We start from the raw sequence: 22,008 nt of genomic DNA, 5'->3' as shown, positions 1-22,008 counted from the left end.
TTTTTGTTATGCAAAAATCGTCTTGGATTTATATTTTTTCAATATTAGCCGCTTCATTTTGGAGCTGCGAAGAAAGCACGCCCAGCAGCCCGAAAGCAAGTGGTCGCTACCAAACAGGCGTTTGGATTACCAACGAAGGAAATTTTTTGTCGGGCGATGGCAGCGTTTCATTTTTTCATACGGACAGCAATCGCATTGAAAATGAAGTATTTAACGCCGTAAATGGGCGACATTTGGGCGATGTGGTGCAATCCATGACCCTCACGGACGCGGGCAAAGGCTATATTGTGGTAAATAATTCCAAGAAAATAGAGGTAATCAATGCGCTAACGGGCGTGTCTGAAGGCGTGATACAGGGTTTTGCTTCGCCGCGCTACATGGTTACGGTTGGGCAAAAGGCTTATGTTTCGGATTTGTATGCCGATAAAATTTGGGTAGTAAATCTAGATAACTTACAGATAATCAAAAACATACCCGTAAGCGGTTGGACGGAAAAACTCGCCCTTGTGAACGGGAAAGTATATGTTGCTTCGCGCCGCACGGACTTCGACACGCGCACGGGCGGCAACCTGATTTTGGAAATAAACCCCAACACCGACACAGTAACCGACAGCCTGAGCATTGGCAAAGGGTCGGGCGAGTTGGTGGCTGATGCACAAAACAGGCTTTGGACTTTTTCGCTAAAAAACGGAAATACAGCCCCTGCCCTGCTCTGCCTGAAAACACAGCCGTTGCAACTGCTTTCGCAAACAAGTTTGGCCAGCGATGCCGCCCCGACGGTGCTGACCATCAAAGACAATTCGCTGTATTTTTTGGGTAAAAATGGTGTGTACAAAACCAATACACAAAATATTGCTGTTCAGGATTTTATCTCACAAAAAAAATACCTTTTTTATGGCTTAGGCGTAAGCCCCACCGACGGAAAAATTTATGTGTCGGATGCCATCGATTATCAGCAACAAGGCTATGTGTTCCGCTATTCGCCCGAAGGCGCGAAATTAGATTCGTTTAGGGTCGGGAAAATTCCGAGTTCGTTTACTTTTACGCGCTAAAAAAATGGCCTCACACGAAACAAAATATTGTACGGCTTGCCGCAATGCTTTTGAGTGCAAAGCAGGAAGTATTACGCTTTGTCATTGCTACGCTGTGCCGCTTGATGCCGCCGAAAGAGCTTATATTTCAGAACGTTATGCAGATTGTCTGTGTAACGCGTGTTTACTAGAAATCAAAAACCAACTTATAAGAATGAGCGAATACGAACAACGAGTTAAAAATGCTGAAACACGCATTTTTAAGGTAGTGTTTCCCAACACCACCAACCATTACGACACCCTTTTTGGCGGTACGGCCATGCAATTTATGGACGAAGTGGCCTTTATTACGGCTACACGTTTTTCGCGCAAACGCATGGTAACCGTCTCGACAAGCAAAATAGATTTTAAAAAGCCCATTCCCGCCGATACGATTGTAGAAGTAATCGGGCGCGTAAGCAAAATTGGGCATACGAGTTTGGAAATTGAGGTGGAGATTTACAAAGAAGAAATGTACAACACCGACAACCGCGAAAAAGCCATTCAAGGCCTGTTTACCTTTGTGGCTCTGGATGAAAACAAACAACCTACATCGGTTTTATAACCACAAACAAAAAGCGCGTTAAGTGATTTATTATCAACACTTAATGCGCTTTTTGTTTTCGAGCAATCATTCTTCATCAATTTTGACTTCTTGCGTAAAGCTCATTGAAAAACTTTCGCTGTCCTCGCTTTCATATTGTGGATTCATGTGGGTTATGCGCACCAAGCCGAGCTGATAGGCATAATATTTTTTCACCACCTCCGTATCTGATTGGTCTTCCACAAGAATACAATCGCGCAAAACTCTGTTATCCAACGAGTCTATGTAGATTTGCTGCAAAGAAAACGTGCGGCGGATAGGTATTTTTCTAATGAAATACTGAATGGAGATAGAATCTTGTTTATTTTTTTCGGCTAATTCCTGTTTTCTACGTTCGCACTCGGCCTCAGAAATTTGCCCGTCCATACACAAATACTCAAGGCTATTGGTGTTTTTATTGATAAAATAATAGCCATCTTCCTGTACAGCACCCCCGCTTGTATCCACGTCTTTTACTTTACCATTGAGCCACTGACGAAAAACCATATCGTATTGTTGTTGGTAGGTCTGGATAGTAATTTTTTGGTCGGGAGGCGGCAGCAGCAACGCTACATTTTTATCCGTATAAACATACTTTCTGATTAACTCCGAACCATGAATAGCAACTATCGGGGACGGTGTTTGCTCTTGAGTAGTAGGCGAAGTGCTTGCGGTCTTTTTCTTTCTGGATTTCATTTTGGGAACACGCAGCACTTTAATACCAATATCTTCCTGAAAAAGAATCAATTTATTGGCAGCCTTGTCATAGCGAAAATGATTGTTACCATTCTCATACTCACCGCCTTCGCAGCAATCACTCCATTGAACCTTTTCGGTAAAGGTACGCTTTGCGGCATTAGCCTCAATTATATAGTATGCCACATTGCCTTCGGTCATGTATTCCGAATGGGTTTTGTCTTTGCGAATAAAATAATCCAGCACCGTAACGGGCTTGGCGGCTTTGGTCTTCTTTTTCTGAGCGTAGGCTGGCAGACAGGCCGACACCAATAAGTACAATATAATTTTTTTCATAGACTGGATTAACATTTTAAAAGTGTATTACAAAGTTAAATCCAATAAATTTAATTTATATTAGTACATTTATACTATTGTTTAAGCAGCGCATCAATTTTAACTTTGTTTCCTAATATTTTTGTAAATGAATATACAACTACAACAGATTTACCGCGTATTATTGGGGCTATTCATTGGCTGGAGCGTATTATTACCCGCACAACTTTGTTATGGACAAACCGAACCAACGAAAGAACGTTTGGATTTAAGAAATAACAAAGAAAAAGTATCCGATTATTGGCATAATTTCAAGCTACAAACAATCAGATTCCAATACAATTATTGTTTTTGGGGAAATGCGCCGACAGCCATCAAAACCAAGAAAATTTTTACTAAAAATACGGACAAAGATTTTGCTTCCAATTTTCCAGCTATAGACCTACAATTTTATTTTGGTAATCCGCTTGGTAAAGACCAATCTTGGCATATTTTAGTAGGTTTAGGCGTTGGTTTTACGAAATATAATTTCCGAAATCAAGTAAATTTTATTAAAAAAAGTGATAATGAATTAGTGTATGAAATGGACACAATTAATAAAGATTATGTTCAGAATAGAATATCGCATCGTTATTTGGAAATACCGCTACAAATCAATAGAAGAATCGGTTCTGACAACTTTTTTTGGGAAAATATAGTGTCTGTTGGCTGGAATTTTCAAACCATTTACAAAAACAAATACAAAGCTGGCAGCATTAGTACGGAAGAAAGAAAAGATATTTCTAAATACATGAATAAGCTACGCATCAACCTACAAACGGGCTTTTCTTTGGGCGAATTTGTGAGTATTTATGCCAGTTGGGAACCTATCGCGCAGTTTGCGCCAAGCAAATCGGCTATCAAAACCAATCCGTTCAAAACGGGCTGGGCAGTACAAATTCCTATGTCTTGGTTTCGCTAACAATCTACGGATATGAAAAAAATAATTATTCTATTTTCGTTTTTGCTTGCCTGCTTCATTTCCTCGTATAGTTATGCTCAAACACAACTTTCGGAGACGCAAAGCAAAAAAGCTATCAAATTATTGTACAAAAAAATGAAGCATCAGCAGTACGAAGATGCTTTATTTAATTATGATTTTTATGAGCAACTGAATCGAGATAATTTATCTTCAAAATTAGCTAAAAAACTTGCCTATTTGGATACAACACTTCCCGCCAAAAAAGCAATTTTTGAAGAAAATAAAAAAGCAGTCAATTTCGCTAAAATTAGTCTGGATAGCTCCAAAACAAGGAAAGAATATAAGGCATTTTTGCGTTTAAATCTGAATGAAAGTAATGCGTATTACGAAACAATAAAGAGTTATTATTTTTACGCAAAAGATACGGCAGAGGCGCACGAAAAAATAAGCGAAAGCATGAGCCTTATTGCTTATTTTTATAAAAACAGAAATACACTTGATTCGGCTACCAATGCAAAATATTTTAAGGCGATTGAGTACCACAAACGTAACAAATATTTGGCTTGGGATATTTACAAAAAAGACAAAAATATTTACTACAAAAGTCTTTATTTATATCTGCAAAATATCGCCCAACAGAATGATAAAAAAGCCGAAAATTTACTGCTTTTATACCAAAACAATCACACAAAAGAGTTGCTTGTAGCCTTAAAAGACACGAGTAGTTTTTTATTTATGGAGACGGACACCCTAAACGTGGCGGCGTGGATATACAAAAACTGGACGAAATTGCAGGGCAATTATCCAAATCTACTTTCCAACAAATACCAAAGTGCCGTACAAAATATGCTCGCGGAGTTGCGCAGGCAAAAACGCCAAGAAACGGAAGCCATTTTGACCAACGTAAACGCTTTACTCAAAAAAGGCGGCAAAAAGAACGTAGCGCAAGCCGAAAAACTGCTGATTACGTGCAGCCAAGACAATCACCTGTTTTTTACGCCGCAGCAACACGCCGACATCGTCGAGAAAATGCAGGCTGTCGCTCAAGCCAACGGCCAATATTATGTGATGGGCAACGCAGCGACTCCAATGCGACTCCAAAACATAGAAGACATCTTGAATTTGGGAACATTGCTCTACCACGTACCAAGCGGCGCGGACAAAGCCGCCCGAAAAGTTGTTAAAATCGGCAACAACATTAACGCCATCAAACGCGGGGTAAAAGCTGGCCAGAGTATCTATAACGCGGGTTCAGGCATCATCAAGGCGGGTAAAACCTTTGGTTCTATTTTCTAACAAAATCGGGCAGTCGCAAAGCCTAAAAGCGAGTAGTTTTCATTACAGAAAACTACTCGCTTTTTTATTTTTTTGTAGTAACTGATTTTTCATTGCTTTATTTTAACACTTTAAAAACACTTTATTTATATGCAAATCAGCAACTTACAATAAGAAGAATATAAATACAACAAAATACATTTATTGTATTACACAAAAAAACACTTGACAATCAGTATAATTCTTCCAACCTTTCGCAAACGCAAGGCCTTAAGAGAGGCCAATATTCAATTAACCAATCTTTCAATTATGAGTACCTTACAAGGAAAAACAATCATCATCACTGGTGCAGCGATGGGACTAGGACTTGCCACAGCGCAAGAATGTGCCGCACAAGGCGCGAATCTTACTTTAGTAGATTTCAACGAAAAGGCATTGGCAGAAGCAAAAGCCGATTTAGCAACCAAATTTCCAAAAGCCAACGTTTTGACCATCGTAGCAGACGTTTCTAAAGAAGAAGCTGCCGCAAACTATGTAGCCGAAACTGTAAAAGTATTCGGACGGATCGACGGGTTTTATAACAATGCAGGTATCGAAGGTCGCCAAGCCCCTCTTACAAGCTACGATGTAGATGTTTTCAAAAAAGTAATAGACATTAACTTGACAGGTGTTTATTTTGGTATGCGCCATGTAATTCCTGTGATGCAAAAACAAAAATACGGACGTATCGTAAACGTGGCATCAGTGGGCGGTATCAGAGGCGTAATGAACCAAACGCCTTATGTGGCCAGCAAGCACGCCGTATCAGGTATGACCAAAAACGCCGCCCTCGAATATGGCCGCGACGGTATTACGACCAACGCCATTGCGCCAGGGGCTATCCTTACGCCAATGGTGGCCGAAGCATTCCGCCAAGTGAACCCAGCCGACCCGAAAGCAGCCGAAGACGGTTATGCACAAGCTAACCCTACCAAGCGTCTGGGACAACCTTCGGAAGTGGCTAAAGTTGTCGCATTCTTATTGAGCGAAGATTGTAGCTATGTGAGCGGCCAAACGATCGCCATCGACGGTGGAGAATCGAACAGCTACGGCATTGTTTAATTATTCTGTCCTTAAAAAAAGGAAATCTGTGTTTATAATAAAGCGAGTAGTTTTCTGTACAAGAAGCTGCTCGCTTTTTGTTTTAGGGTAAATTTAAACGTCCAAAAGCATATACTTTTCCCAAACGCCTTTAACTTTGCAGAGACAAAGTTATTTTTTTTATTATTAAAACTCCATAACAGTCTAATTATGAGCAGAAGCATTATAATAAAGCGTAGATTACGAAAACTTTCTCCTAATAATTTGTTCAAAAATCTGCCCGAAGGCGATGCAAAAAGCGGACTGATTTTGATTTTGTGCGTCATGGGGTCTTTGGCTTTGGCAAACTCAGCGTGGAGCAGTGTGTATGTTAATTTTTGGAATAAAACCGTAACGGGTGAGTTTACAGTCTTGCATTTGGTGAATGATGGCCTCATGACCATTTTTTTTGCGGTGGTGGGCTTGGAAATAAAAAAAGAAATGGTGGTGGGCGAACTTTCCAATTTCAGAAAAGCCCTATTGCCATTCCTTTGCGCCATTGGCGGCATTATTGCCCCTGCACTTATTTACGCGGCACTCAACTACCAAACTGAAAACATAACGGGTTGGGCTATCCCGACGGCCACCGACATTGCTTTTTCTATTGGGATTTTGGCACTACTCGGAAGCAGTATTCCGCGCAGCCTCAAAGTTTTTCTGACGGCTTTGGCCATCATCGACGATTTGGGCGCGGTCGTAGTCATTGCCTTATTTTACAGCCAAAGCATTGATTTTTATTATGTTATGGGTGCCATTTTATTACCGCTGGGCTTGTGGCTACTGGAACGCTACACCAAATTTTACCACATAAGCCTGTGGGCTGTCGTGGGCGCGGTGGTGTGGTATTTGCTGCATTATTCGGGCATTCATGCCACTATTGCGGGGGTACTGATTGCGGCAGTTACGCCGATTCGCAACAAAAATTCTGAACCTTTGGAAGAGTTGGCTCATTTGCTACACCAACCCGTAAACAAATTTATTGTACCACTTTTTGCCATCGCTAATACGGCCATTGTACTGAATGCGGGCGTAATGGGCGAATTATTATCGGGGATTAGTTTGGGCATTATGGCGGGGCTTATCGTCGGCAAACCGCTGGGTATCATGCTTATAGCTTTTATTTCTACCAAAATAAAACTCACAGAATTGCCCAACCAAGTGAGTTGGAAACTTTTGTTCGGAACAGCTATTTTGGCGGGGATTGGCTTTACGATGTCCTTGTTCGTTTCGTTTCTGGCCTTTAGCGATGCGCATCGGCAAGACATTTCCAAAATTGCTATCCTGATTGGCTCGGTGATGTCGGGCGTGTTGGGACTCATTTATTTAAGCCAAACACTCAAACAAAACGCGTCAAAAACACCGCATTAAGTTTGGTCAAAATGCGCCGATTCTGCCAAAAATCATTATTTTTGGCAGTTCAATTCTAATGTTATTTTATTTTATGGCGCGTATCAAACTTGACTTGCCCAGTGTTTTTAGTTTTAGTACCGAAGTTCCCATTCGGGTAACCGACCTTAACTATGGCGGACACGTAGGCAACGACACGATTTTGTCTATTGTGCATGAAGCACGGGTGCAATACTTCAACTCATTGGGTTATACGGAACTCTCTTTGGCGGGAGTGGGTGTCATTATGGCCGACAGCGCAATAGTATATAAAAGCGAATCGTTTCATGGGGATACGTTGCGCATAGAAGTGGCCGCCGCCGAGTTTAGTAAATATGGCTTTGACCTTTACTACAAACTCAGCAACAAGGCAACAGGCAAAACCGTAGCCGAAGCCAAAACAGGCATTGTGTGTTTTGATTACCAAATTCGCAAAGTGGCGGCCTTGCCTACGGAAGCACTCGAAAAGCTACAAATAACTGACAGTCAATAATTTATTTTACTAAACAATAAGCTCCCTTGGATAGAAGTTTGAAAGATTCGATAGTGATTATACCGACCTACAACGAATGCGAAAACGTAGAGGCCATTATACGGAAGGTATTTTCCTTAGCGCAGCCTTTCGACGTACTCATCATTGATGACGGCTCGCCCGACGGCACCGCCGAAATAGTCCGAAAACTGCAATTTGAGTTTGTAGGAAGATTGCATTTGGAACAACGCAAAGGCAAACTTGGACTTGGCACAGCCTACATACACGGCTTCAAATACGCGTTGCGTCACGGTTACGAATATATTTTTGAAATGGACGCAGATTTTTCGCACAACCCCGAAGACCTCGTGCGCCTACGCGCCGCCTGCGCCGATGAAGGCTATGACATGGCTATTGGCTCGCGCTATGTGGTGGGGGTCAATGTCGTAAACTGGCCAATGAGTCGCGTGCTGATGTCGTATTTTGCCAGTTATTATGTGCGTTTCGTTACGGGCATGGACATTCAGGACACGACGGCGGGCTTCAAATGTTATCGCCGCAAAGTTCTGGAAACCATCAATTTAGATAAAGTAAAATTCATTGGTTACGCCTTCCAAATAGAAATGAAATTCACGGCTTGGAAGTTTGGGTTTAAGATAAAAGAAGTGCCGATTATTTTCACCGACCGCACCAAAGGCCAGTCCAAAATGTCTAAAGGCATTTTCAAAGAAGCGGTTTTTGGGGTTTTGCAAATGAAAATTAGTAGTTTGTTCAAAACCTACCGCATCGAACCCTAAAAATCTAAACAAACCACACACGACACACTTTGTAATTTTTATGACCTTACATAAATCATTTCTGACGGTAATGGTATTGGCCATTACCTCACAACTGGCGGTATCTCAATCTTTCCAAAAATTTCAGGCGCAATTAGTTACCAAAAACTTCCATAACGGAAAAACCTTGACTTCTACGGGCGAAGTCGCTTACACGGGTGCGGGCAAAATGATTACGCATTTACGTTCACCACAAGAGGGATACACCATCAACACGGCCAAAGGCGAAGTAAGCATTTACACGCCCAAAACGAAAGAAGTCTATACTCTCCAAAATACACAATACAGCACCGAAAACAGCCAATTATATTTTTTCCTTCAAAACAAAAAAAATGATTTGGGGCTAAAAAATATGGGCTTTACGCTCAAAAACACGCGCTACGACAAAGATTTGGTGATTACGCAATGGCAACCGCCCATACAGGCCAGCAACGTACTGAAAGAAGTAGAATTAGTGCATCAGGGTTATTTGCCAATTTATATGAGCTATACAGATGCAAAAAGTCGCATTGTAAAAAAAATGTACTTTTATAATTATACCAACATTTCGGGCGTAGATTTTCCGCAAGCCATCACGCAAATAGATTATCCGTTTGCAGGAGACTCAATTGTAAGCAAAAATGCTTATAGTGATTTAAAAATCAACGCACAAGCTACTTCAGGTCTTTTTGATTTTACTGTTCCGCGCAATGCCAAAGTTATCAAATCTGCTAAAAAATAAGTGGCTGCTTGGGGTTGTATTTTTGGTATTATTCCCCCAGAAAGGCATAAGCCAAAACCGCCTACAAGATTTACAGCTCCTCTCCCACGCCGACACACTAACCAAACCTGTTGCCACCACCCACTACAAAGGATACAATCCACTCAAATGGGCATTGCATGGCAGTTTGTCATTTTATCAAAATGTTATTTCACGTCAAATCTCGGCGAGCTGTTTGTACCATACGTCTTGTTCGCGTTTTAGCCGCAAGGCACTGCAAGAATTTGGCATCTTGAAGGGCATTGCCCTGACCACCGACCGTTTAGGGCGTTGCAATCGCATTGCAGCCACCGACATTCGGCCCGTGCGCATTGGGGCGGACGGTTTAGTAGAAGACGAACCCTATATGTACCGCCTCAAAAAATGATACGATATTTCACTGCATTAATTTTGATTTTGGTGGCGCACCTGAGCCATGCGCAATACGGGCAGCCGAGCAGCTTTCGGGAACAACTCCAATTTGCTGAGCATTTGCAAAATACGGCGCAGTACGAAGAACTTATCCTTCATTATCAGCACCTTACCAAGCAAAAAGGATATTCTGAAGCGCAACAAGACAGCCTTTTTTGGGGTTTGGGTTTGGCTTTTTTCAATCAAAAAATACTGGATTCTTCGGCCTTTTATTTACAAAAAATACAACCCGAAAACCCGCTATATGCACAAGCTCACTTACTGGCTGGCGTGGATTTTGCCTATCAAAACCAACACACCCAAGCCACCGCCACGATTAGGGAAGTGGAAAAACACAGTACAGACAGTTTGGTTTTGGCACTGGCACAAGTCGAAAAATCAGGAGTTGCGCTGCTTCAACGTGATTTCAAAAAATATGATTCGTTGCAACAAAATTCGTGGGCTGGGCAATTTTATGCCACTTCAGAGCCGCACGAATCGCTGGAAAAGAGTAAATTAGCCTTACAAAAAGTTAAAAAACGTTCGCCGTTGGTGGCGGGGCTGATGTCGGCAATTATACCTGGTAGCGGCAAAATATACGCGGGCAAACGCGGGCAAGGAATTTCATCGCTGCTACAATGCGTGGCGTTGGGGTTGCCGACCTATGAGAGTTATCGGAAAGCTGGCGTAAAAAGTGCCAGATTTATCATTTACGGCAGCTTATTTACTGCCGTTTACATTGGCAATATTTGGGGCAGCAGCCTGAGCGTACAGATAAAACAACAAGAAATGTATGACAAAATTGACAACCAACTGCTTTTTGATATGCGCATTCCTTTGCGGAATGTGTTTAATTACTAAAGCCCAAACACGCAGCTATGCAGATAGTTTATGGTTGGCTAAAGACTACCAAAATGCTGCTTTATCTTTTGAATATCAGTATTTTACAGCAAACACAGACCTCAAACGCAACGAGGCACTTTTGAAAAAAACGTGGTGCTATAAAGCCTTAAAGCAATTTGACAAAGCCCAGAAAACCGCCGAGCGCATGGCCTTGCAAACACTTGCTACCGACACGGCGCAAGCGGCTATTTACTATGAGTTGGCTCTATGCGCGTATTTGGCCGAGCATTACAACGAAAGTTTGCATTTTGTATTACAGGGCAGGCATTTTATAAAAGATAGTACACTGACAACCAACTTATTTCCTTTAGAAATTTTGTCGCTCAATGAACTCAGGCGTTGGGACGAAGGAAAAGCCAAGTTCGAGCAATACGCCACCCAAAACGGTATTGCGGCCAGCAAAACTGATAGTTTGTACCATTTTATCCGAAACCCCAAGTTACGCAATCCTGACAAAGCGCATTTACTTTCAATGATTTTTCCAGGGGCTGGGCAATGGTACGCTGGTTATCCGAACAAAGGAATCACGTCGCTGGCCATTCAGACACTTAGTTTAGGATTTGGCGTATATAGTTTTTGGCACAAATATTACTTTTCAGGTTTTTTTACGGGTGCGGGACTTTTCAATATGTTTTATCAGGGAGGCGGCAGATATGCTCATTATTTAGCCCAAGAAAAAAACAAACAACTGACACGCCGCTACAACGACCCCATCAAACAAACCATTATCCAAACCGAACAACGGAAATAAAAAAGAGTGGGGCGATGTTGATTCTCAACATCGCCCCACTCTTTTTTATAACTCTAGGGTGAATTACCACATAAAGAATTTTTTGTTGTTTTCGTACTTGCTAATGTCGTCGTCTATCACGCCGATAAGCAATACAATCCAGTCAATAGTAGCCACAATCCCCAAGCCACCACAAGTAAGGATATAGCCAATAACTACGCCTGTTGCAGTACCCAAGTACGCACGGTGAATACCCAAATAACCCAAAAACCAAGAAAGTAAGAACGCTACCAATGGGTTTTTGCCGCTTGCTTTTACTGTTTCGGCATTGCTCACGCCAGCAATATCAAGCATTGTAGCACTTTCATCAGCCAAAGACAATACCTGCACGCCACTTTGGAATAATGTTTCAACTGCTTCGTCGTTTACAGTGTAAGCATTAGAAGCTTTTGCAGTGTTTGGAGTTACGGCGAAAGACAAAATGAAGGCAATCGCTAAAAACAATAGTTTTTTCATAAAACAAATGTGTTTATAATGTGAAAAAAGATTTACTTGTAACAAAAGTATAAAAACTATAACAACAGTCAAGTATTTTTAAAAAAATCATAAAAAAATAACAGACCATTCACTTATAAATATCTGATTAGAAAATATTTATAAATAATGATTCTTTCGAAAAATATAAAAAATTGTGATCCTAATTTTCATGGAGTTTCCCTAATCAATCAGACAATTATTACAGTTGTATTCTAGCACAAACATACTAGACATAGACATTCATTTGAATATGAATTATTGCATTTTAATAAAAATAGTTTTAGAAAATGATTGCTGAAAAATCAAAATATTGCATTGCTTTTAGATGCAATGTTACACACATTGGACAATCTGACAATAATATCCATACATTTAAAACAAAAAATATTCTTAAAATCATCAAAAATAAGACACTGAAAAGAGGCAGCAAGCGTTTTGTAAAATAGTTGGCATCATTTTTTCTGTACAGCGATATGCTTTACATTTGTAAATTCTCAATCCCAATAATTATGAAAAACCTAAAATTCGTATTCTTTGCCTTGCTGTTGGAAATTTTAACACTCAACACACAAGCTCAAAAATTACTCCCAACAGGCACTATTATTCCTGTGCGATTGGTAACAGAGGCCGTTTCCAACACGCGCGATACGGTGCTGGCCGTCGTGGATTCGGACGTAATCGTGGACGACAGCCTCGTAATAATTAAAGGTGGCACACCCGTCCAAGTAACCACCTTGCGCCGCAAAGCTGGAATCTGGGGCAGGCCTGGCAAACTAATGTTGAGTTTTATCAATACACGAAGTGTTGATAATCAAATCATTCCGCTCACAGGTTCGTACATGAGAACTGGCCAAAACGATTATGCAAATGCCTGTGGCATATCGGCCTTGCTTTGTGCCGTAACGGGTATCGGGGTCGTGTATGGTTTTTTTGTAAAAGGTGAGGAAGTAGAATTGCAAAGAAATTATGTATTTTATAATCAAGCTTTTACGGTGGGCGAACTACCGATTAAAGCCCAAAAAATGAATAATAAATAAATAACTAATTTTAGATTTTTCATGCCACAAAAAAAGATCACTTTTGCGGTGGTAGGCTGCGGACACATAGGCAAGCGGCACGCCTTTCTTATACAGCAAAATCCCGAAGCGCAATTAGTGGGCATGGCCGACACGAATACAACGTTGCAGCAGAATATTGAAAATGAGCACAATACCCCATTTTTTGATTCTTTGGAATCGCTCTTAGCCTCTGGCCTTCGCCCAGATGTCATCAATATTTGTACGCCAAATCACTTGCACGCGCCCCAATCGCTGTTGGCTTTAGAGGCTGGCTGTCATGTGGTTTGCGAAAAACCGATGGCGCTGACCAAAGCCGATTGCGAAGATGTGATTTACAAATCGCTGCAAATGTCCAAACTCGTGTTTTGTGTGATGCAAAACCGCTACAGTCCGCCATCGGTGTGGCTTAAAGAATTGGTGAGCAAAGGTATTTTGGGTAAAATTTTTATGGTGCAAATCAATTGCTACTGGAACAGAGATGGCCGCTATTACAAACACGGACAAGGCAATTGGAAAGGTTTGCAAGTCTCGGACGGCGGCACACTTTTTACGCAGTTTAGCCATTTCGTGGATATTATGTTTTGGCTTTTCGGCGACATCAAAAACATTCAAGCGCGTTTCTATGACTTTAACCACCAGCATCTTACAGAATTTGAAGACTCAGGAACGGTAACTTTTGACTTTAAAAAAGGTGGCGCGGGCTGTATTCATTATTCTACCTCCGTTTGGGATAAAAATCTCGAAAGTAGCATTACGATTATCGCCGAAAACGGCAGCGTAAAAATTGGCGGCCAGTACATGAACGAAGTGGAATATTGCCACATCAAGGACTATCAAATGCCCGAACTGCCTCCCGCCAGTCCGCCCAACGACTACGGCAATTATAAAGGCAGTGCGGCCAATCATCATTTCATTATAGAAAATGTGATAGACACACTGCAAGGCCGCAACGTAGCCACTACCAACGCCTTAGAAGGCCTGAAAGTGGTGGAAATTATAGAAAGAATTTACGAACAAAAACAACACAAATCAGCTTTATAAGCAACTGATTTACAATTTATAACAAATAATCATGATAAAAATTAGAGTCGGACAAGGGTACGACGTACATCAACTACAAGAAGGCCGCGATTTTTGGCTCGGCGGCATCAAAATTCCACACACGCACGGAGCTGTAGGCCATTCGGACGCAGACGTACTCATTCACGCGATTTGTGATTCGCTGCTCGGTGCGGCCAATATGCGCGACATCGGGTATCATTATTCTGACCAAGACGCGAAGTTTAAGGGCATTGACAGCAAGATTTTGCTCAAAGACGTGGTATCCAAAATTACGGAAGCGGGCTACAAAATCGGTAATGTGGATACAACATTGCTGCTCCAAGCTCCTAAAATCGCGCCATACATCGACGAGATGAAAAGCTGCTTGGCGGGCGTAATGGGCATAGGCGTAGAAGATGTTTCCATCAAAGCCACCACCACCGAAAAAATGGGATTTGTGGGACGCAAAGAAGGCGTAGTAGCCGAAGCAGTGGCCTTGATTTACAAGGACTAAGCAAAATATATTATTTCATCACAAGGGCGGGGGTCAGCCACCAAATTGGTGGCTGACCCCCGCCCTTTTTGAATATCTTAAAAAACTAATAAATACCCAGTGTTTTGCTTAAACCCGAACGCTCATCTGGTAGCGCAATGGCCGTAGTAGCATAGCCATTTTTGAACGACTCGGCTTGTACCCATTTGGCATGTAAAACCCAATTTCCTGAAGCGTCTATATAGCCCCAAAGCAGCGTTTGGGCATCTTGCGCCGCCGCCAAACCTTCTGAAAAAGGCTTAATTTGTTTGAATTTGGGGGCAATGATTTCTTTGCCTGTGGCCGCATCCAGCACACCCATCAGCGTATTGTCTTCTCCAAAAAATAATGGTTTTTCTCCCAACACAAATGCAGCTTTGCCTTCGGCCACTTGCTCCACTTCCGAATATTTTTCGCCCAAAATGGCCACTACCTTAAATGTCGTATCAATGATTTGCCAGCCATTTTTGTAAGTAAAAACCGAAGCATAACCACTCCCAAACGGCGTAGCTTTGTCGTAATTGGCGCGATATTTTCCATTAGTGTCTATAAAAGCAAAGTTCGTGTCGGTGTCATAGACCAACGCAAACCCATTGCTAAACGGCGAGCCGATGCGCCAGCCTCCACGCACCCCTTTACTTTTATTGTCAATCACCTGAATACCAAGCGTATCCACATAAAAATAATACTTATAACGGCTATCATTTTTTTTGCCTCTGGCCGTGTACCAACATTCCACAAACCCTTCGCCTGCGTAACGCTCTACGCGAATAGTACCGATTTCGTTGTACACGTTTTTAAAAAAACTCATGGCTCGTTCTGACACTTTGGCTTCCCAAACGGCTGGTATTTTTTCAAATTTCTGCTTGGGTAACGACTTGCCCGTTGCCTCAAAAACAAGCGTATCATAACTGCTTTCTGTTTGTTCGTAAACAGTAGCAAAAGTTATACCCTGCGCGTTTACTTCCTCCAAAGGCCACAAATAAGTAGGCGCAATGGTATATTTGCCCGTTTTGTCCATCAAGCCCCAACGCGTATTTTTTGCCTCAAACGAACGCTTGGCCTCTTTCAGGTGCTCGGAACGAATAAACCAACCCACCGAACCGATAATAGCCAGCACAGGCAACGCCACTAATACAGGAGCAAAGCTCTTTGCAAAACCCTGATTTTGAGAGAATTTCTTAAAAGAACCGCTAATGAGCACGCCCAAAATAACGGCCATAATACCATAGAATAGTGTAAAAAAAATACCAGCCATACTATAATTTTTTAGTGTTTGATGTTTGTATCCAAAGAGCCAAATTTAAAGGAAAAAACAATAAATTTAACTTGTAGAATTTAATTTCTAAAAAACACTTTCAAAATAAGCTATGCTTCATTTCAAAGCTTTTTTACGCAAAAATCCACACTAAAAACACTTCGCTTCTGGTTATTTCAGTTTAATTACTACTTTTCCTTTTGATCTACCGCTTTCCACATAACTTAACGCCTCGTTGGTTTGCTCAAACGAAAAAACTTTATCTATCACAGGCCGAATTACACCCGCTTCTATAAGTGCCTTAATCTCGCGCAACTGGCTGCCGCTGGCTTTCATAAACAAAAATTGATAATCAATATTTCCTGCTTTAGCTTTTTGGCAAACGCTTCTACTAATCAACCAAATAATCATTTTTACAATCCACGTTGCGCCACGCTGCCTTGCAAATGCGGGTGTAGGAGGCCCCGAAATAGAAACCAACTTGCCACCTTTTTTTAATACACTCAACGATTTTTGCAATGTTTCGGAGTCTTGGCTATTCAATGCCACATCATAATCCTTTAGAATTTGGACAAAATCTTGGGTTCTGTAATCAATAAGTACATCTGCGCCGAGCTTTCGCAACCACTCAAAATTTTGGGTGCTGGCCGTAGTGGCTACCGTTGCCCCCAAATATTTTGCCAACTGAATGGCAATAGTACCAACGCCGCCTGAACCTGCCTGAATAAAGACCTTTTGGCCTTGTTGCACATTGGCCAACTCCACCAAAGCCTGCCAAGCCGTCAGTGCGACCAAAGGTAAGGAAGCAGCTTCTTCCATCGAAATATTATGTGGCTTGGGTGCAACATCTGCCTCATTTACCACAATAAATTCGGCAAATGTTCCGATACGAAAATCCGCAGGACGCGCATAAACAGCGTCGCCAATTTTAAAATTTTTCACGCTTGCCCCAATTTTCACAATTACTCCCGCCACATCATGCCCCAAAACAAGTGGAAATTTGTAGGGCAAAAGTAGTTTGAACTCACCGCTTTTTATTTTAGCATCCAGCAAATTAACGGCAGCGGCGTGTACTTCTATCAATACATCATGCTCACCTACAGTAGGTTGCGGCAATTCGGAGCATTGAAGTTTGGCTGTTTTGCTATATCGAGAAATGGTATATGCTTTCATGGTATTTTTTATATCAAAAAACGGCCTTGATTCCGTAAGCAGCCAAACCAATGGGTGTAACTACTTACGGAATCAAGGCGCAGTTATTTTATGCTTTTAGCTTGGACATGGCTTCGTGCACGGCAGCCGCGTATTTTTTAGTTTCGCCAACAGGCACTTCTAACTGATTGATTTTTAATGCTTCCAGAAAATCATCGGCTACTTCTTCAGGGGCAATTCCATTCGCACCGCCTATCTCTGCCGAAAATTCCGTATTCACCAAGGGCGGGTATATTTCATAAATTTGCAGATTTTTCGCGCCTTCGTAAGTCATTCGCAAAGCCGTCGTGTAGCTATGCAATGCCGCTTTGGACGCTCCGTAAGTCGGCAAAAATTTATGACTGCCAAAGACTGCAATAGACGAAACATTCGCCACTGCCGCTTCCTGTTGTTGCAACAAATGCGGCAAAAGCAATTCCGTAAAATGAATAATAGCAAAATAATTGGTATTCATTTCGGCAATGGCTTTTTCGTGTGCGTTGGTTGTGTCGCTCAACAAATACGCGAAAGCAGCCCCCGCATTGTTCACCACAATATTTAGATTAGGGTAATTGCGTTTCAGTTCGTCGGCGATACGCACTCTGTCGGCTTCCACCGACAAATCGCCCTGAATGGCCACTGCATTGTCCAAAATACGCAAAGCCTTCTGCAAACGCTCTTGGCTACGGCCATTGATAATTACTTTATTTCCTGCGGCACTCAATTTTTTGGCAATCGCCAAACCAATTCCTGCGCTTCCGCCGCTCACAAACACGGTATTTCCTGTTGTTTTCATTTTAATTAAATGTTAAAAATCAATGTAATTAAACTTATCTATAAAAATCATTCAACTCATAATCAAAAAGTTGAATAACATTATTATACTTTTTGGTATATTTTTATTTAAAAAAATACGCAGCAATACATTTTATCTGCATTTGATAAATTCCACTCCAAAAATATACCTTTTGGTCTATTTTTGGAGAAAAAAATTATACACAATATTGCTCCAATTCGGCTTTAAGGCTTTTGATGAGCAGGGACATGGGTTTGGCAGAATTCATTGCGCGGCACATCACCAACCCGCCTTCCACGCAAGCCACTATCTTGAAAGCCATAACCGTAGGGTCTAACGCCTGTGTAAACTCGCCATTTTCGATGCCTTGTCGGAACAAATTGGCCAAATCTTCCTGCCCTGCCCGAAACACCGCCGCTACTTTTTCTTTGATGTGCGGATAATTGTCGTCGGCATCAACTGCCGTGTTGAAAATAGGACAGCCACCTGGAATAAATGTCTGAATGGGGTCTTTGTAAAAATCAAGGAAATGAAATAATTTAGATTTGACGGTCTTGCCTTTGGCAACCTCCTGTTTTATTTTTTCCGTAATTTTTTGCAACAAAATATCAACCACTTGCTCGGTGAGGTCATCTTTGTTTTCAAAATGACTGTACAGACAACCTTTAGTCAGTTTGGTAGCAGCCAGCACATCGTCCACACTCACGCCCGATATTCCTTTTTCGTTGTATATCGGTGCGGCAGTATCCAGTATAAACTGTTTGGTACGTTCGGCTTTAGTTGTCATGGCGTTTGATTAACTACGATACAAATATACTAAAAAGTATATTTTACAAAAAAGTTTTTCGGCAAAAATTTTTACAATAAAAACACAATCAACTGGTTTTAAATAATTTACAGCAGAAAATTTCTTACTTGTCGGATATAATGGCAAGCAAAATGCAGCAGAAAATACTCGTAGGAATTGCAGCCATTATTCAGATTCTTTCTTGATTAGCGCAAAAGCATGAATCTCATTAGGAAATTATTGTTGGAGTGTTACATTTGCCTCATCGGAATGTTTATTAGTTGGCGCAAATGGAAGATTTTCAAGAAGACAACAAAATCCTGATTCGTATAGCTGCGGCCATTGGCATTGGCTTTCTGACAGGAATTAGTTTGCTAGTATTAGCAATGATATATAGTTAAAGCAATCATTATCAGAACGTAGAAAGACTTTATTAGAGCAATCAGAAACCTGCATTTTCATTTTATAGGTTTAAACAATTCTAAGCAATGATTTCACGTAAAGATTTCCTCCTCAAAGCGGCAGGCGTAATGGGCTTGGCCGTGGTTAGTCCTGTACTATTAGAAAGCTGCGGCAGCAAAAACCCTGCGGCAGACGCTTGCACCCCGCAAAATTTGTCGGAAGAAGAACAAGGCAAACGCAAAGGCCTGCAATATGTAGGCAAGTCGCCTGAAGCTGGCAAAAACTGCGCCAACTGCAAAATTTACAAAAAACCTGCGAAAAAAGGCGATTGCGGCGGCTGTGAACTATTCGAAGGCCCCGTTCATCCAGAAGGTTATTGCATTTCGTGGCTAGCCATCGTTTAAGCGAAACAACCAATATTTATAAAGGAAAAAACCTCTCGTAATTAAGTAGTTACGAGAGGTTTTTTTGTTTAATAAGCTTTATGATTATTACGATTGACTATCAAACAGTTCATGCAACTTCTGCTGTAACAACTGTTTATCAGGCAGTTGTGTTTTATACTCAGCAACCATTGTGGGCGATAAACTCCTGCTCAAAGCATATTCAACCACTTCGCTATCTTTATCCTTACATAACAAAATCCCAATACTCGGATTTTCATTTGGCTTCTTAACATCACGGTCTAATGCCTCTAAATAAAAATTTAGCTGCCCCAAATGATCAGGCCTAAATTTATCCGTCTTGAGTTCAAAAGCAACTAAACACTGTAAGCCTCTATGATAAAACAACAAATCAATATAAAAGTCACTATTGCCAACTTGTAGTTTATATTCCTCACCAATAAACAAAAAATCCCGTCCAAGTTCTAAAATAAAGGCTTTCATTTCCTTTATTAACCCTCGTTGCAGTTCACTTTCGCTATAAAATTCTGGTAAATTAAGAAACTCAAAAATATAACTGTCTTTAAATGCTCCTACCAAATCTTTTGCAGTATTATTTTTCAATATCGGCGAAGAATGAGCATTTCCAATCATAGTACGTTCAAATAAGCTGGCAGAAATTTGCCTGTCAAGTTCTCGGCAACTATAATTTTCTTGTTTTGATAGTTTTATGTAAAAAGTTTGCTCCTCAATGGTTTTACATCTTGAAAAAATTGTCAGATTATGAGACCAACTAATTTCTCTCAACGCTGTTGAGAGTTTTGGAAAATCTTTATAGGTTTCATAAAACTGTTTCATTCTCCATAAGTTTTTATCAGAAAAACCTTTTATTTCTGGTTCTTTTTGCTGAATATATTGGGCTAACTCAAACACAACCGCATTCCCCCACTCCGACTGCTCTAATTTACGAGCAATATATGCGCCGATATTCCAATAAAGGTTGATTAATTCCGCATTAACCGTCTTTATGGCATTAGCTCTTGACTGCTTGATTAGGTGAATTATGTCAACAAAATCTTTTTCCATTTTCAAAACTATTTTCCCAAACCGACCTTGTGGCCAGCCATCGCGAAATACAGAATATACAAATAACATGGCAACACCGCAATAAAATACGACAACTGGATATTCACGCCGCTATCGCGCAACAACCCGAAAAACAAAGGCCAAATCGCGCCGCCCACAATGCCCATAATCATAATGGCCGAGCCTATTTTGGTAAATTTGCCTAAGCCCTGAATCCCCAACGGGAAAATAGCTGGCCACATCAGCGAGTTAGCCAAGCCCAACAACGCAATAAACAACACCGACGTAAAGCCACTGGTTACCAATGCCACCGCACTAAACACAATACCCAAAATGGCGCAAACTTTCAAGGCTTTTTGTTGGGAGAAAAAACGCGGAATGGCCACGATGCCCACCAAATAGCCCACCAACATACAACCCAACGTAACAGAAGCCAAATATTTACTCGCGTCCGCGTCCAAGCCGATTTGTTTGCCATAGCCCGCAATCGTATCGGCGGCCATTACTTCGGCCGCCACGTACACGAAAATACAAAACGCACCCAAAAACAAATGCGGAAATTGCCAAATACTGGTCTTGTTAGTTGCCTGATTGTCAGCTTCTGGCGTTTCGTCATCTTCTTCTACTTGCGGCAATTTCACGAGCATAAACACCACCGCCAACAACGAAAATAGCACCGCCAACACCACCGAAGGCGTTACCACGCGCCCCAACAAATCCGCAATTAGGGCTTGTTTGGCTGCGCCTTCACTTTGGCCAATGCTCGTTTCTATTTCTTTGGCATTTTTAAGAAAAATTCCGCCCATGACAATCGGGACGAGTATGCCCGCAAACTTGTTGCAAATGCCCGCAATACTGATGCGTTGCGCGGCACTTTCGATAGGTCCAATAATCGCCAAATACGGATTGGCAGCAGTTTGCAACAAGGCCAAAGCCGAACCTTGTATAAAAATTCCTAACAAAAAGATGCTGTACGATTGGGAAGTAGCCGCAGGAATAAACACCAACGAACCCAAAGCCAACACGAACAAACCCACGACCAAGCCATTTTTGAAGCCTGTTTTTTTGAGAATATAAGACGAGGGAATTGCTAAAAAGAAATATGCAATGTACGAGGCCGTCGCCACCAAATAGGCCTGTGTGTCCGAGAGGCTAAAACTTAGCTGGAAAAACTGAATCCATGTGCTATTCGCCCACGTAACAAAACCAAAAATGAAGAACAAAACACAAATCATCGCCAGCGGCAATAAGTAGTTTTTGTTGGGGGCGGAAACGCTATTCGAAGACATTCTTTTGAAAAATGAGGTTAAAAAAATGGTAGTAAAATTTCTGCTAACTTATAGAAAAAAACATTACGGAGAAAATCCGCGCCGCCGCAAGCAATGCGCCTCGCTCCTGCCGCTTGGTTGCTGTTTTATTTTGCATGAAGAAACGATTTTAT

Annotated in this window: 24 protein-coding genes and 1 pseudogene; 17 read left to right on the top strand and 8 right to left on the bottom strand. The window is 41.4% G+C overall.

Going from position 1 to position 22,008, the window contains the following annotated elements; genetic code table 11:
* Window positions 1-8 precede the first annotated feature (8 nt).
* The 3 genes and pseudogenes from BM090_RS15070 (at window position 9) to BM090_RS15065 (ending at window position 1,635) form a co-directional block, all read left to right on the top strand.
* Entirely contained in the window at window positions 9-1,052 is a 1,044-nt protein-coding gene (locus BM090_RS15070; protein ID WP_091515222.1) for a YncE family protein, read from the top strand.
* A 4-nt stretch (window positions 1,053-1,056) separates the two neighbouring features.
* Window positions 1,057-1,206: pseudogene (locus tag BM090_RS18795) on the top strand (cysteine-rich CWC family protein); the annotation flags it as partial.
* Between the two features lie 39 nt (window positions 1,207-1,245).
* Window positions 1,246-1,635, top strand: coding sequence for an acyl-CoA thioesterase (locus BM090_RS15065; protein WP_245756745.1), 390 nt, complete (start codon window positions 1,246-1,248; stop codon window positions 1,633-1,635).
* 66 nt (window positions 1,636-1,701) lie between these two features.
* Here the strand turns inward: BM090_RS15065 and BM090_RS15060 are convergent, their stop codons facing one another.
* A complete protein-coding gene (locus BM090_RS15060) occupies window positions 1,702-2,685 on the bottom strand; it encodes a hypothetical protein (RefSeq protein WP_091515215.1) in 984 nt (327 codons plus the stop codon).
* 127 nt (window positions 2,686-2,812) lie between these two features.
* On the opposite strand from BM090_RS15060, the gene BM090_RS15055 reads away from it, so the two are divergent.
* The 10 genes from BM090_RS15055 to BM090_RS15010 all read left to right on the top strand — a co-directional run bounded on the left by BM090_RS15055 (window position 2,813) and on the right by BM090_RS15010 (window position 11,517).
* A complete protein-coding gene (locus BM090_RS15055; protein WP_091515211.1) occupies window positions 2,813-3,625 on the top strand; it encodes an outer membrane beta-barrel protein in 813 nt (270 codons plus the stop codon).
* Window positions 3,626-3,637: 12 nt separating this feature from the next.
* Window positions 3,638-4,921, top strand: a complete 1,284-nt coding sequence (locus BM090_RS15050; protein WP_091515207.1) for a hypothetical protein — start codon at window positions 3,638-3,640, stop codon at window positions 4,919-4,921.
* 288 nt (window positions 4,922-5,209) lie between these two features.
* Window positions 5,210-6,001, top strand: coding sequence for a glucose 1-dehydrogenase (locus tag BM090_RS15045; protein WP_091515203.1), 792 nt, complete (start codon window positions 5,210-5,212; stop codon window positions 5,999-6,001).
* A 189-nt stretch (window positions 6,002-6,190) separates the two neighbouring features.
* Window positions 6,191-7,387, top strand: a complete 1,197-nt coding sequence (nhaA, locus tag BM090_RS15040) for a Na+/H+ antiporter NhaA (RefSeq protein ID WP_091515201.1) — start codon at window positions 6,191-6,193, stop codon at window positions 7,385-7,387.
* Window positions 7,388-7,445: 58 nt separating this feature from the next.
* Window positions 7,446-7,898, top strand: coding sequence for an acyl-CoA thioesterase (locus BM090_RS15035; protein ID WP_245756744.1), 453 nt, complete (start codon window positions 7,446-7,448; stop codon window positions 7,896-7,898).
* A gap of 38 nt (window positions 7,899-7,936) precedes the next feature.
* The gene (locus tag BM090_RS15030; RefSeq protein WP_091515197.1) at window positions 7,937-8,674 is read left to right on the top strand and encodes a polyprenol monophosphomannose synthase; all 738 of its coding nucleotides are present in this window, start codon (window positions 7,937-7,939) and stop codon (window positions 8,672-8,674) included.
* 40 nt (window positions 8,675-8,714) lie between these two features.
* Window positions 8,715-9,434 carry a LolA family protein gene (locus BM090_RS15025; protein ID WP_143083999.1) on the top strand — a complete coding sequence of 240 codons (720 nt, stop codon included), beginning with the start codon at window positions 8,715-8,717 and terminating at the stop codon, window positions 9,432-9,434.
* Window positions 9,403-9,840: a membrane protein insertion efficiency factor YidD gene (yidD, locus tag BM090_RS15020; RefSeq protein ID WP_091515190.1), complete on the top strand. Its 438-nt coding sequence runs from the start codon at window positions 9,403-9,405 to the stop codon at window positions 9,838-9,840. The genes BM090_RS15025 and yidD overlap by 32 nt, the downstream gene beginning before the upstream one ends.
* Entirely contained in the window at window positions 9,837-10,724 is an 888-nt protein-coding gene (locus tag BM090_RS15015) for a tetratricopeptide repeat protein (RefSeq protein ID WP_091515187.1), read from the top strand. Before yidD ends, BM090_RS15015 begins: the two co-directional genes overlap by 4 nt.
* Window positions 10,708-11,517, top strand: coding sequence for a tetratricopeptide repeat protein (locus BM090_RS15010; protein ID WP_091515183.1), 810 nt, complete (start codon window positions 10,708-10,710; stop codon window positions 11,515-11,517). Before BM090_RS15015 ends, BM090_RS15010 begins: the two co-directional genes overlap by 17 nt.
* Window positions 11,518-11,580: 63 nt before the next feature.
* On the opposite strand, the gene BM090_RS15005 is transcribed toward BM090_RS15010, so the two are convergent.
* A complete protein-coding gene (locus tag BM090_RS15005) occupies window positions 11,581-12,012 on the bottom strand; it encodes a TM2 domain-containing protein (RefSeq protein ID WP_091515179.1) in 432 nt (143 codons plus the stop codon).
* A gap of 530 nt (window positions 12,013-12,542) precedes the next feature.
* Here BM090_RS15005 and BM090_RS15000 point away from each other — a divergent pair.
* Genes BM090_RS15000 through ispF form a run of 3 tightly spaced genes read left to right on the top strand, consistent with a single transcriptional unit; the run spans window position 12,543 to window position 14,646 of the window.
* Window positions 12,543-13,070 carry a hypothetical protein gene (locus tag BM090_RS15000; protein ID WP_091515175.1) on the top strand — a complete coding sequence of 176 codons (528 nt, stop codon included), beginning with the start codon at window positions 12,543-12,545 and terminating at the stop codon, window positions 13,068-13,070.
* Window positions 13,071-13,091: 21 nt separating this feature from the next.
* Window positions 13,092-14,132 carry a Gfo/Idh/MocA family protein gene (locus tag BM090_RS14995; protein ID WP_091515172.1) on the top strand — a complete coding sequence of 347 codons (1,041 nt, stop codon included), beginning with the start codon at window positions 13,092-13,094 and terminating at the stop codon, window positions 14,130-14,132.
* A 31-nt stretch (window positions 14,133-14,163) separates the two neighbouring features.
* A complete protein-coding gene (ispF, locus tag BM090_RS14990; protein ID WP_091515169.1) occupies window positions 14,164-14,646 on the top strand; it encodes a 2-C-methyl-D-erythritol 2,4-cyclodiphosphate synthase in 483 nt (160 codons plus the stop codon).
* An 85-nt stretch (window positions 14,647-14,731) separates the two neighbouring features.
* Here the strand turns inward: ispF and BM090_RS14985 are convergent, their stop codons facing one another.
* The 4 genes from BM090_RS14985 to BM090_RS14970 all read right to left on the bottom strand — a co-directional run bounded on the left by BM090_RS14985 (window position 14,732) and on the right by BM090_RS14970 (window position 18,696).
* A complete protein-coding gene (locus BM090_RS14985) occupies window positions 14,732-15,922 on the bottom strand; it encodes a WG repeat-containing protein (protein ID WP_091515167.1) in 1,191 nt (396 codons plus the stop codon).
* A 171-nt stretch (window positions 15,923-16,093) separates the two neighbouring features.
* The gene (locus tag BM090_RS14980) at window positions 16,094-17,095 is read right to left on the bottom strand and encodes an NADP-dependent oxidoreductase (protein ID WP_091515164.1); all 1,002 of its coding nucleotides are present in this window, start codon (window positions 17,093-17,095) and stop codon (window positions 16,094-16,096) included.
* An 88-nt stretch (window positions 17,096-17,183) separates the two neighbouring features.
* On the bottom strand, window positions 17,184-17,909 hold the full coding sequence (locus BM090_RS14975) for an SDR family NAD(P)-dependent oxidoreductase (protein WP_091515161.1): 726 nt from the start codon (window positions 17,907-17,909) through the stop codon (window positions 17,184-17,186).
* A gap of 196 nt (window positions 17,910-18,105) precedes the next feature.
* Entirely contained in the window at window positions 18,106-18,696 is a 591-nt protein-coding gene (locus BM090_RS14970) for a TetR/AcrR family transcriptional regulator (protein ID WP_091515157.1), read from the bottom strand.
* Between the two features lie 488 nt (window positions 18,697-19,184).
* On the opposite strand from BM090_RS14970, the gene BM090_RS14965 reads away from it, so the two are divergent.
* Window positions 19,185-19,502 (top strand): high-potential iron-sulfur protein, encoded by a 318-nt coding sequence (locus BM090_RS14965; RefSeq protein ID WP_091515153.1) that lies wholly within the window; start codon window positions 19,185-19,187, stop codon window positions 19,500-19,502.
* An 87-nt stretch (window positions 19,503-19,589) separates the two neighbouring features.
* On the opposite strand, the gene BM090_RS14960 is transcribed toward BM090_RS14965, so the two are convergent.
* Window positions 19,590-20,567, bottom strand: a complete 978-nt coding sequence (locus BM090_RS14960; RefSeq protein WP_091515150.1) for a PDDEXK nuclease domain-containing protein — start codon at window positions 20,565-20,567, stop codon at window positions 19,590-19,592.
* Window positions 20,568-20,575: 8 nt separating this feature from the next.
* Window positions 20,576-21,856 (bottom strand): sugar MFS transporter, encoded by a 1,281-nt coding sequence (locus BM090_RS14955; protein ID WP_091515147.1) that lies wholly within the window; start codon window positions 21,854-21,856, stop codon window positions 20,576-20,578.
* Between the last annotated feature and the right edge of the window lie 152 nt (window positions 21,857-22,008).

The organism is Flexibacter flexilis DSM 6793 (assembly GCF_900112255.1).
In the GTDB taxonomy this organism is placed as follows: Bacteria; Bacteroidota; Bacteroidia; order Cytophagales; family Flexibacteraceae; genus Flexibacter; species Flexibacter flexilis.
This window is presented reverse-complemented; position numbering and strand designations above follow the sequence as displayed.

Bases quoted from the DNA above. Each gene is read 5' to 3' on its own strand.
- BM090_RS15060 (WP_091515215.1), bottom strand. From the start codon at position 2,685: ATGAAAAAAATTATATTGTACTTATTGGTGTCGGCCTGTCTGCCAGCC.
- ispF (WP_091515169.1), top strand. From the start codon at position 14,164: ATGATAAAAATTAGAGTCGGACAAGGGTACGACGTACATCAACTACAA.
- BM090_RS14970 (WP_091515157.1), bottom strand. From the start codon at position 18,696: ATGACAACTAAAGCCGAACGTACCAAACAGTTTATACTGGATACTGCC.
- BM090_RS14995 (WP_091515172.1), top strand. From the start codon at position 13,092: ATGCCACAAAAAAAGATCACTTTTGCGGTGGTAGGCTGCGGACACATA.
- BM090_RS14965 (WP_091515153.1), top strand. From the start codon at position 19,185: ATGATTTCACGTAAAGATTTCCTCCTCAAAGCGGCAGGCGTAATGGGC.
- BM090_RS15045 (WP_091515203.1), top strand. From the start codon at position 5,210: ATGAGTACCTTACAAGGAAAAACAATCATCATCACTGGTGCAGCGATG.
- BM090_RS14955 (WP_091515147.1), bottom strand. From the start codon at position 21,856: ATGTCTTCGAATAGCGTTTCCGCCCCCAACAAAAACTACTTATTGCCG.
- BM090_RS14960 (WP_091515150.1), bottom strand. From the start codon at position 20,567: ATGGAAAAAGATTTTGTTGACATAATTCACCTAATCAAGCAGTCAAGA.
- BM090_RS15010 (WP_091515183.1), top strand. From the start codon at position 10,708: ATGTGTTTAATTACTAAAGCCCAAACACGCAGCTATGCAGATAGTTTA.
- BM090_RS15035 (WP_245756744.1), top strand. From the start codon at position 7,446: ATGTTATTTTATTTTATGGCGCGTATCAAACTTGACTTGCCCAGTGTT.
- BM090_RS14980 (WP_091515164.1), bottom strand. From the start codon at position 17,095: ATGAAAGCATATACCATTTCTCGATATAGCAAAACAGCCAAACTTCAA.
- BM090_RS15065 (WP_245756745.1), top strand. From the start codon at position 1,246: ATGAGCGAATACGAACAACGAGTTAAAAATGCTGAAACACGCATTTTT.
- BM090_RS15005 (WP_091515179.1), bottom strand. From the start codon at position 12,012: ATGAAAAAACTATTGTTTTTAGCGATTGCCTTCATTTTGTCTTTCGCC.
- BM090_RS15015 (WP_091515187.1), top strand. From the start codon at position 9,837: ATGATACGATATTTCACTGCATTAATTTTGATTTTGGTGGCGCACCTG.
- BM090_RS15000 (WP_091515175.1), top strand. From the start codon at position 12,543: ATGAAAAACCTAAAATTCGTATTCTTTGCCTTGCTGTTGGAAATTTTA.
- BM090_RS14975 (WP_091515161.1), bottom strand. From the start codon at position 17,909: ATGAAAACAACAGGAAATACCGTGTTTGTGAGCGGCGGAAGCGCAGGA.
- BM090_RS14985 (WP_091515167.1), bottom strand. From the start codon at position 15,922: ATGGCTGGTATTTTTTTTACACTATTCTATGGTATTATGGCCGTTATT.
- BM090_RS15025 (WP_143083999.1), top strand. From the start codon at position 8,715: ATGACCTTACATAAATCATTTCTGACGGTAATGGTATTGGCCATTACC.
- yidD (WP_091515190.1), top strand. From the start codon at position 9,403: ATGCCAAAGTTATCAAATCTGCTAAAAAATAAGTGGCTGCTTGGGGTT.
- BM090_RS15050 (WP_091515207.1), top strand. From the start codon at position 3,638: ATGAAAAAAATAATTATTCTATTTTCGTTTTTGCTTGCCTGCTTCATT.
- BM090_RS15055 (WP_091515211.1), top strand. From the start codon at position 2,813: ATGAATATACAACTACAACAGATTTACCGCGTATTATTGGGGCTATTC.
- nhaA (WP_091515201.1), top strand. From the start codon at position 6,191: ATGAGCAGAAGCATTATAATAAAGCGTAGATTACGAAAACTTTCTCCT.
- BM090_RS15070 (WP_091515222.1), top strand. From the start codon at position 9: ATGCAAAAATCGTCTTGGATTTATATTTTTTCAATATTAGCCGCTTCA.